Source organism: Ottowia sp. (genome assembly GCF_047975795.1).
Taxonomy (GTDB): domain Bacteria; phylum Pseudomonadota; class Gammaproteobacteria; order Burkholderiales; family Burkholderiaceae_C; genus Ottowia.
This window is the reverse complement of sequence record NZ_JBKEEE010000043.1, coordinates 23,087-30,273: the sequence shown is the minus strand read 5'-3', so window position 1 is coordinate 30,273 and position 7,187 is coordinate 23,087. Positions and strand designations below refer to the sequence as shown.

Here is a 7,187-nt window from a genome sequence, read left to right as displayed (position 1 = left end):
TCAGGGTCAAGCGAACCAAAAACAGCGCAAAACGATGAGAAATTCAACGCTCGTTTCGCCATGTGAACATTCACGCGTCACCTCGCCCTGCAGCGGGGGTTGTGCAGACCTTCCTTAGCTTGATTCGTCGCGAGGACAGTCGCCATGCTTACGCCCACCGCCCAAATCGAAATCCCTGCGCAGGTGCGCAACCCGTTAGTACTGACCGATCAGGAGCGCCGCGAGGCGCACACCGACATCGTGATCAACAGCATGCCCTCGGGCACGTTTTTCATCATGAACCTGCTGGCGGCGGTGATTGCGGGCTATGGCCTGCTGCAAAACTCGCCCGCCGTGGTGATCGGGGCCATGCTGGTGGCGATGATGCTGGGGCCGATCGTCGGGCTGGGGCTGGCGGTGCTGCAAAACGACCGCCTGCTGCTGGCGCGGGCGCTGGGCGGTGTGGCGCTGGGCACGGTGTGGGTGGTGGGCATTGGGCTGGTGATCGGGCTGCTGCACCACCAGCACGTGCTGACTGACGAGATCATTGGCCGCACCGCACCCAATGTGATGGATTTGATGATCGCGCTGGCGGGGGGACTGGCTGGGGCACTGGCGACCATTTCGGCGCGCTTGCCGGTGGCGGTGGTGGGCGTGGGCGTGGCCACGGCGCTGGTGCCGCCGCTGGTGACGTGCGGCATTTTGCTGTCGCGCGGGCAGTGGGCGCTGGCGGGGGGGGCATTTTTGCTGACGCTGACCAACATGGTGGCGATCCAGTTCGCCTCGTCGCTGGTGCTGTGGCTGGCCGGGTTCCGGCGCGGCCAGAACCAGGACGGCGCGCACGTGCATTTTCTGCGCGCCAACTGGTGGTCGCTGCTGCTGCTGGCGGTGCTGTCGGTCACGCTGACGCTGAACCTGACCAGGGCCGCCACCCAGCAGCGCCTGGACATCGACGTGAACACCATCCTGACGCAGCATTTGAACCACGGCAACAACCGTCTGATTCAGTCGCGCCTGCTGCTGAAAGACCGCTCAGACACCCGCCCGGCAGGGGCCATCACGGTGATGGCCTATGTGCAGGGCGATATCCCGCCTTCGCAATCTGAAGTCGATGCCGCCTAGGCCGCGCTGCCGCAGCGCAAAAACCTGCCGCCTTTGCGGCTGGAGGTACGGTTTGTGCAGGTGGATATTTTGAAAAGCCACAACGCGCCCACGTCTTGAGTGTGGCGTGCGAACAGTGCTGGGGATGCGCTGTCAGCTCTCGGCCAGCAGCTTTTCGATCAACTGGTGCAGCTCGGCAAAGTTGGGCTGGCCGACATATTTTTTGACGATCTGGCCTTGCTTGTCGACCAGGAACGAGGTGGGCGTGAGTTTGATGTCGCCCCAGGCCTGGGCCACAGCACCGGTGTTGTCCAGCGCCACTTTGAAAGGCAGTTGGCGGGTTTCGACAAAGTTGACCACGTAGCTGGGCGGATCGTATTGCATGGCCACGGCGATGGTGTCGTAGCCCTTGTCCTTGAAGCGGTTGTAAGTGCTCACCATCTCGGGCATCTCGGCCACGCAAGTGGTGCAACTGGTGGCCCAGAAGTTGACCAGCGTGACCTGCCCGCGCAAGTCTTGTGTGGTGCGCGTGCTGCCGTCCAGCAGCACGAACTTGGACTCTGGTGCCGCTTCTTTGGTGCAGCCCGCCAGCAAAGTCGCGGCCAGGGCCAGTGCGCCCAGCAGCGGCGTGCGCCGGGTCGTCGGGGACATCCAGAAAGAAGAGGTCATGCACATGCTGACTATTGTCGCGCAGGAAGGTTCCGCTTCTTCCCGTTTCTTCCGGCTTCTGACAATGCCTCTCAGGCCAGCGCCAGCAACTCCACCGGCTCATCGCTGTCCAGCACGGCTTGCGCCCACGGCGCAAGTTTGCTGGTGTCGGCGCGCAGAATTTCCTGTTTGACCACCAGCAACTGCGAGGGGTGCATGGAAAAGCTGCGCAGTCCCAGGCCAAGCAGCAGGCGTGTCATGCTGGCGTCGCCCGCCATTTCGCCGCACACACTGACGGGTTTGCCCTGCACCGCACCTTCGGCAATGGTGCCCGCCACCAGTTTCAGCACGGCGGGGTGCAATTGGTCGAACAGGTGGGCCACAGACTCGTCGGCGCGGTCGATAGCCAGGGTGTACTGGATCAAATCGTTGGTGCCAATCGACAAAAAATCGAAGTATTTGAGGAACAGCCGCAGCGACAGCGCTGCTGCGGGCACTTCAATCATGGCCCCTACCTTCACGTCGCCGTAGGCCATGCCGCGCTCGTCGAGCTGGGCACGGGCCTTGTCCAGCAGCGCCAGCGTCTGGCGGATTTCGCGCCCGTGCGCCAGCATGGGAATCATCAGGCGCACGCGGCCATGTGCGGCGGCGCGCAAGATGGCGCGCAACTGGGTTTTGAACATGGCCGGTTCGGACAGGCTCCAGCGAATCGCCCGCAAGCCCAGTGCGGGGTTCAGATGGTTGTCGCTGCGGCGGTCGTCCAGCGGTTTGTCGGCCCCCACGTCCACTGTGCGGATGGTGACCGGCATGCCGTGCATGCCTTCGACGGCGGCGCGGTAGGCGGCGTACTGCTCGTCTTCGTCGGGCAACTGGCCTTCGCGGCCCATGAACAGAAATTCAGAACGGAACAACCCTACGCCGACGGCACCGGCGGCTAAAGCGGCGGCGGTGTCGGTGGGCTGCTCGATGTTGGCCAGCAATTCGATGCGCTGGCCGTCCAGCGTGACGGCGGGAGTGTTCTTCAGCCGCAGCAGGCGGCCGCGCTCCAGCTCGCCCTGGCGCTGCTTGAAACCGTATTCGGCCAGGATGATGGGCGAGGGGTCGACGATCATCACCCCGGCATCGCCGTCGATGATGACCCAGTCGTCCTGCCGCGTCAGGTGGCTGGCCGCGCGCGCACCCACCACGGCAGGGATATCCATGCTGCGCGCCACGATGGCGGTGTGGCTGGTTTTGCCGCCCACGTCGGTCACGAAACCAGCGAACACGCTATTTTTGAAGTGCAGCATGTCGGCGGGCGACAAGTCGTGCGCCACCAGCACCAGCGGCACATCCAGCGTGTCGTCCAGCAGCAAATCCTGCTGACGCGGCGCGCGCGGAGCGGCGATGACGGGCGAGGCCGCACCTTTCAAGTGGCGCAGCACGCGCTCGACCACCTGCTCCATGTCGGCCTTGCGCTCGCGCAGGTACTCGTCCTCCATTTCATCGAACTGGCGCACGATGACTTCGAGCTGGCTGGTCAGCGCCCATTCGGCGTTGTACAGGCGCTCTTTGATCCAGCGGCGCACCTCGTGGGCCAGCGCATCGTCTTGCAGCAGCATCAGGTGCACGTCGATCATGGCCACCAGCTCGGCGGGCATGTCCTTGGGCATGTCGAGCTGCATGCGTTGCAGCTCTTCGATCACCGTGTCGCGCGCCACGCGCATGCGTTCGATCTCGGCCTCGACCTCGTCCGGTTGCACGAAGTAATGCGCCACATCCACCCGGCTGGAACCCACCAGCACCGCCCGCCCAATGGCGATGCCGCGCGAAACCGTCAAGCCGTGTACCGAGAATGTCATGGCATCACCGAAGCCACGTCAGCCGTAGCGCAGCATGCGCAGCAGCGGAGCGTGGGGGGCAGATCCAGCCGCCGCCCGGCCGCCCGAAGGCGGCGACGGCCCCCTCGGGGGGCAGCGCAGCATGCGCAGCAGCGGAGCGTGGGGGTCTCATCACTCCCCCTCCCCAAACTTGTCATTGATCAGCGCCAGCAGCGCGTCCATCGCTTCTTGCTCCTGCGGGCCATCGGTTTCTACCTCGACCACGCTGCCCAGGCCAGCGGCCAGCATCATCACGCCCATGATGCTTTTGGCGTTGACACGCCGCTCGCCGCGGCTCATCCACACCTCACAGGGGAAGCTGCCCGCCAGCTTGGTCAGCTTGGCCGAGGCGCGGGCGTGCAGGCCCAGTTTATTGCTGATGGTGATCTCGTTCTTGATCATGGGGTGTGGCTCGTCGAGGCTGGTTTTGTGGCGCGGTGCCCGCCACCAGCATGATGCCTTGCATGCCGCCAGAAAGAGCTTTCTGGGCCATGGAAGGCAGGGGTTCTTGCCGATAAGTCACGGCGCGCAGCACCATCGGCAGGTTGGCACCCACCAGCAGCAGCGTGCGTGCGCCATCGGTCACGCGCTGGGCGACGTTGCAGGGGGTGGCACCAAACACGTCGGTCAGAATCAGCGTGGCCTCGTCTGCGGGGCGTTGCGTCAAAGCGCGTTCGGCCTCGGCCAGAGTGTGTTCGATGGCCGCACCAGGCTGCACGTCCAGCGCCGTGATGGCCGCACCCGCGTCGGGAAACACATGCAGGGCCGCCGCGCGCAGGGCGCTGGCCAGCGGGGTGTGGGCAATCAGCAGAATGTGGTTCATGGGGTTGCCCATTATCGGCGCGACCATCCCACAAAGTGCAGCCCATGCAGCCAATGCGCCACGCCGGGTGTTGGCGGGCTGCCCGTCCAGGGCATGCTGGGTGTTCGCGCCATACCACTGCGCCACAGCCAGGGGCGGGATGACAGGGGTAAAAGCAGAGGCCGGGTTCATGGCCATTTGATGCCCGCAAAAAACGCCTCGGTGGCCTCGGGCTGCGGCTGGGGGGCGTACACCACGGCGTGCAGCAGTTCGGTGCCGCCGCCCGCATGGGCGCGCGCCGTCCACACCGCCTGCGCCATCACGGCGCGGCCATCGGCTTGCTGGCCTTGGGCGCTGAGGCGCTGCGCGTGGGCCAAGGGCAGGCCGCCTGGGGGATGGAACGGCTGGCGTTGCGGCTCGACGCTGCTGCGCATGTTGGCGAGGGTGATGCGCTGCCAGGCGGCCAGCACCTCGTCGGGTGCGATGCCTGCGGGCAGGCGGGCCGCCATCAGCGCGAAGGTGGCCCCGCCCGTGTCGCAGCCGTTGACCACCAGTGGTGTGGGCACGCCGCCCAGCGGCACGGTGCGTTCGGCCCGGTCAGGCTTGCACGGCAGCAGCGCCACGGCGGTGGTGGGCGGCAGGCGCAGCTCGCGCCAGTTGAATGTGGGGGTGCAGGCCAGCAGCAGCCCGGCCAACACGGACAGGGGCAGCCAAGTGGATGCCCGCCTGGGCACCTGTGCGGACAGAGCGGCTGGCATTGCAGCGGGCACCTTCATGGATTTTTCATGAGGGCACCGCCCTGCCTGGGCAACCCAAACGCCAGCGCGCCCAAAGCGCCTTGCGCGAGGGCAAACAAGCCGTACAACAAGGCCGCGCCGACGGCGGCGGCACTGGCCACACCAAAAGGGGCCAGCGCCATCACTGCTGCCGCTTCGCGCGTGCCCCAGCCGCCGACGCTGACGGGCAGCGCGGCCATCAAGAAAATGGGGGCCACGACAAAGGCCCACACCTGCACCGGTTGCTGAATGCCCAGCGACAGTGCGCCTGCGGCCAAGGCAGCGGCGGACAGCACCTGCACGCCCGCCGACGCAGCGGCTTGCCAGCCGACTTGGGCGCTGAAATCGGGCCGCTCGGCCATCGCTTGCAGCGGTTTGAGCCAGGCCCAGCCTGCGCTCCAGCGGCGCAGCACCAAGGGCAGGCACCACGGCAGCGCCAGCCACAGTGCTGTGCCTGCCAGCACCACCGCAGCCAGCATGTCAGACGGCATGTGCAGCAAGGGTGCCAGTTGGGGCGCGCATGCTGCCGCGCCCAGCCCGCCCAGCGCCAGCAGCATCCACAGCCCGCTGACGCGGTCCAGCACCACCGACCAACTGGATGCCAGCGTGTCCTGCCCCGCGCGGCGCAGCACCACGGCGCGGTAAATGTCGCCGCCCACCACGGCACCGGGCAACAAAACGTTCAGTCCAATGGCCTGAAAGTACCAGCGGCAGGCGTCGCGCACCGGCATGTCCGCGCCCAGCCAGCGCGCCAGCGCGCGCCAGCGCAGGGCAGATACCACGTTGGAAGCAATGGCCGCCAGCAGTCCGGTCAACAGCCAGCCCAAATGGGCTTGGTGAAATTGCGCCAGTACCCGCGCTGGATCAGCCAGTGCCACCACGGCAGCCAGCAGCGCCAGTCCGATCAGGCTGCGCAGCAGGGCTTTGTGCGGGCGTTTCACACTTCTTTATTAATAGCTGTCTGCGCTTGGTGGACGGGCGCTGAAGCTGTGTTTGATGCTTCATCCATGGCGGTGTCACCCGCTACGTATTCCTCGGCATGGAACTGCGGCGCGCCCCCGGCTTCGTGGTAGATGCGCGTCAGCAGCTCGCCAATCAGGCCCGCCGCGATCAACTGCACGCCCATCAGCAGCAGCATCACGCCCACCAGCAGCAGCGGTCGCCCGCCGATGCTTTGGCCAAACACCTTGAGTATCAGCAGCCAGAACAAAATCAAGGTTCCCGGCGCAGCCAGCCACAGGCCAAGTCCGCCAAAGGCGTGCAGTGGGCGCTGGCGGTAGCGCATGAAAAACACGATCAAGATCAGATCGAGGATGACGCGGAAGGTGCGGTCGATGCCGTATTTGGACACGCCGCGCGTGCGCGCATGGTGGCGCACGGGCACTTCGGTGATGCGCGCGCCCGCTTCCTTGGCCAGCGAGGGAATGAAACGGTGCAGCTCGCCATACAGCCGGATGCGGTCGATGATGGGGCGGCGGTAGGCCTTGAGCGCGCAGCCGTAGTCGTGCAGGTGCACGCCGGTGGCGCTGGAGATCAGCCGGTTGGCGATGCGCGAGGGCAGCTTGCGCGACAACTCGGCGTCTTGCCGGTCTTTGCGCCAGCCAGAGACCATGTCCACGCTGGCATCGGTTTGCAGGCGCTCAAGCAGCAGCGGGATGTCGCCAGGTTCGTTCTGCAAATCGGCGTCCAGCGTGACCACATAGCTGCCACGCACGCGGTCAAAACCGGCTTGCAGCGCGCTGGACTGGCCGTAATTGCGCGCCAGCAGCACGGGGCGCAGCCAGCGGCGGCTGCGGGCCAGATCGCACAGCTTGTCGCGGCTGCCGTCGATGGAGCCGTCGTCCACCGCCAGCAGCTCAAAGCTGAGTGCGGTGGTGGCCATGGCCTGGGCGATGCGGTCGACCAGATCGGTCAGGTTGTCAACTTCGTTGTAGATGGGCACCACGATGGACACATCGGGGGCCGCCGTGCGCGGGGTTGTGTGCGGGGTGTTCATGGGCCAGTCGTTTTCAGGCAGGATAA

8 protein-coding genes are annotated in these 7,187 nt (G+C 65.9%); 1 reads left to right on the top strand and 7 read right to left on the bottom strand.

Annotation, left to right across the window (positions count from 1 at the left end; all coding sequences use genetic code 11):
• Positions 1-144 precede the first annotated feature (144 nt).
• Positions 145-1,101 (top strand): DUF389 domain-containing protein, encoded by a 957-nt coding sequence (locus ACK5NW_RS06635; protein ID WP_416926301.1) that lies wholly within the window; start codon positions 145-147, stop codon positions 1,099-1,101.
• 132 nt (positions 1,102-1,233) lie between these two features.
• On the opposite strand, the gene ACK5NW_RS06630 is transcribed toward ACK5NW_RS06635, so the two are convergent.
• The 7 genes from ACK5NW_RS06630 to ACK5NW_RS06600 all read right to left on the bottom strand — a co-directional run bounded on the left by ACK5NW_RS06630 (position 1,234) and on the right by ACK5NW_RS06600 (position 7,161).
• On the bottom strand, positions 1,234-1,731 hold the full coding sequence (locus ACK5NW_RS06630) for a TlpA disulfide reductase family protein (RefSeq protein WP_416926299.1): 498 nt from the start codon (positions 1,729-1,731) through the stop codon (positions 1,234-1,236).
• Positions 1,732-1,820: 89 nt separating this feature from the next.
• Complete coding sequence (gene ptsP, locus ACK5NW_RS06625) at positions 1,821-3,569, bottom strand: phosphoenolpyruvate--protein phosphotransferase (RefSeq protein ID WP_416926297.1); 1,749 nt, start codon at positions 3,567-3,569, stop codon at positions 1,821-1,823.
• Between the two features lie 150 nt (positions 3,570-3,719).
• Positions 3,720-3,989 carry an HPr family phosphocarrier protein gene (locus tag ACK5NW_RS06620; RefSeq protein WP_416926295.1) on the bottom strand — a complete coding sequence of 90 codons (270 nt, stop codon included), beginning with the start codon at positions 3,987-3,989 and terminating at the stop codon, positions 3,720-3,722.
• Positions 3,958-4,410: a PTS sugar transporter subunit IIA gene (locus ACK5NW_RS06615; RefSeq protein WP_416926293.1), complete on the bottom strand. Its 453-nt coding sequence runs from the start codon at positions 4,408-4,410 to the stop codon at positions 3,958-3,960. The genes ACK5NW_RS06620 and ACK5NW_RS06615 overlap by 32 nt, the downstream gene beginning before the upstream one ends.
• 167 nt (positions 4,411-4,577) lie before the next feature.
• Positions 4,578-5,147: a hypothetical protein gene (locus ACK5NW_RS06610; protein WP_416926291.1), complete on the bottom strand. Its 570-nt coding sequence runs from the start codon at positions 5,145-5,147 to the stop codon at positions 4,578-4,580.
• Between the two features lie 14 nt (positions 5,148-5,161).
• The gene (locus ACK5NW_RS06605; RefSeq protein ID WP_416926289.1) at positions 5,162-6,106 is read right to left on the bottom strand and encodes a lysylphosphatidylglycerol synthase transmembrane domain-containing protein; all 945 of its coding nucleotides are present in this window, start codon (positions 6,104-6,106) and stop codon (positions 5,162-5,164) included.
• On the bottom strand, positions 6,103-7,161 hold the full coding sequence (locus ACK5NW_RS06600; protein WP_416926287.1) for a glycosyltransferase family 2 protein: 1,059 nt from the start codon (positions 7,159-7,161) through the stop codon (positions 6,103-6,105). The genes ACK5NW_RS06605 and ACK5NW_RS06600 overlap by 4 nt, the downstream gene beginning before the upstream one ends.
• Positions 7,162-7,187: the final 26 nt, after the last annotated feature.

What these genes read in the sequence shown, in the direction of transcription:
- ACK5NW_RS06600 (WP_416926287.1), bottom strand. Translation starts at nt 7,161, where the DNA reads ATGAACACCCCGCACACAACCCCGCGCACGGCGGCCCCCGATGTGTCC.
- ACK5NW_RS06615 (WP_416926293.1), bottom strand. Translation starts at nt 4,410, where the DNA reads ATGAACCACATTCTGCTGATTGCCCACACCCCGCTGGCCAGCGCCCTG.
- ACK5NW_RS06620 (WP_416926295.1), bottom strand. Translation starts at nt 3,989, where the DNA reads ATGATCAAGAACGAGATCACCATCAGCAATAAACTGGGCCTGCACGCC.
- ACK5NW_RS06635 (WP_416926301.1), top strand. Translation starts at nt 145, where the DNA reads ATGCTTACGCCCACCGCCCAAATCGAAATCCCTGCGCAGGTGCGCAAC.
- ACK5NW_RS06610 (WP_416926291.1), bottom strand. Translation starts at nt 5,147, where the DNA reads ATGCCAGCCGCTCTGTCCGCACAGGTGCCCAGGCGGGCATCCACTTGG.
- ACK5NW_RS06630 (WP_416926299.1), bottom strand. Translation starts at nt 1,731, where the DNA reads ATGTCCCCGACGACCCGGCGCACGCCGCTGCTGGGCGCACTGGCCCTG.
- ptsP (WP_416926297.1), bottom strand. Translation starts at nt 3,569, where the DNA reads ATGACATTCTCGGTACACGGCTTGACGGTTTCGCGCGGCATCGCCATT.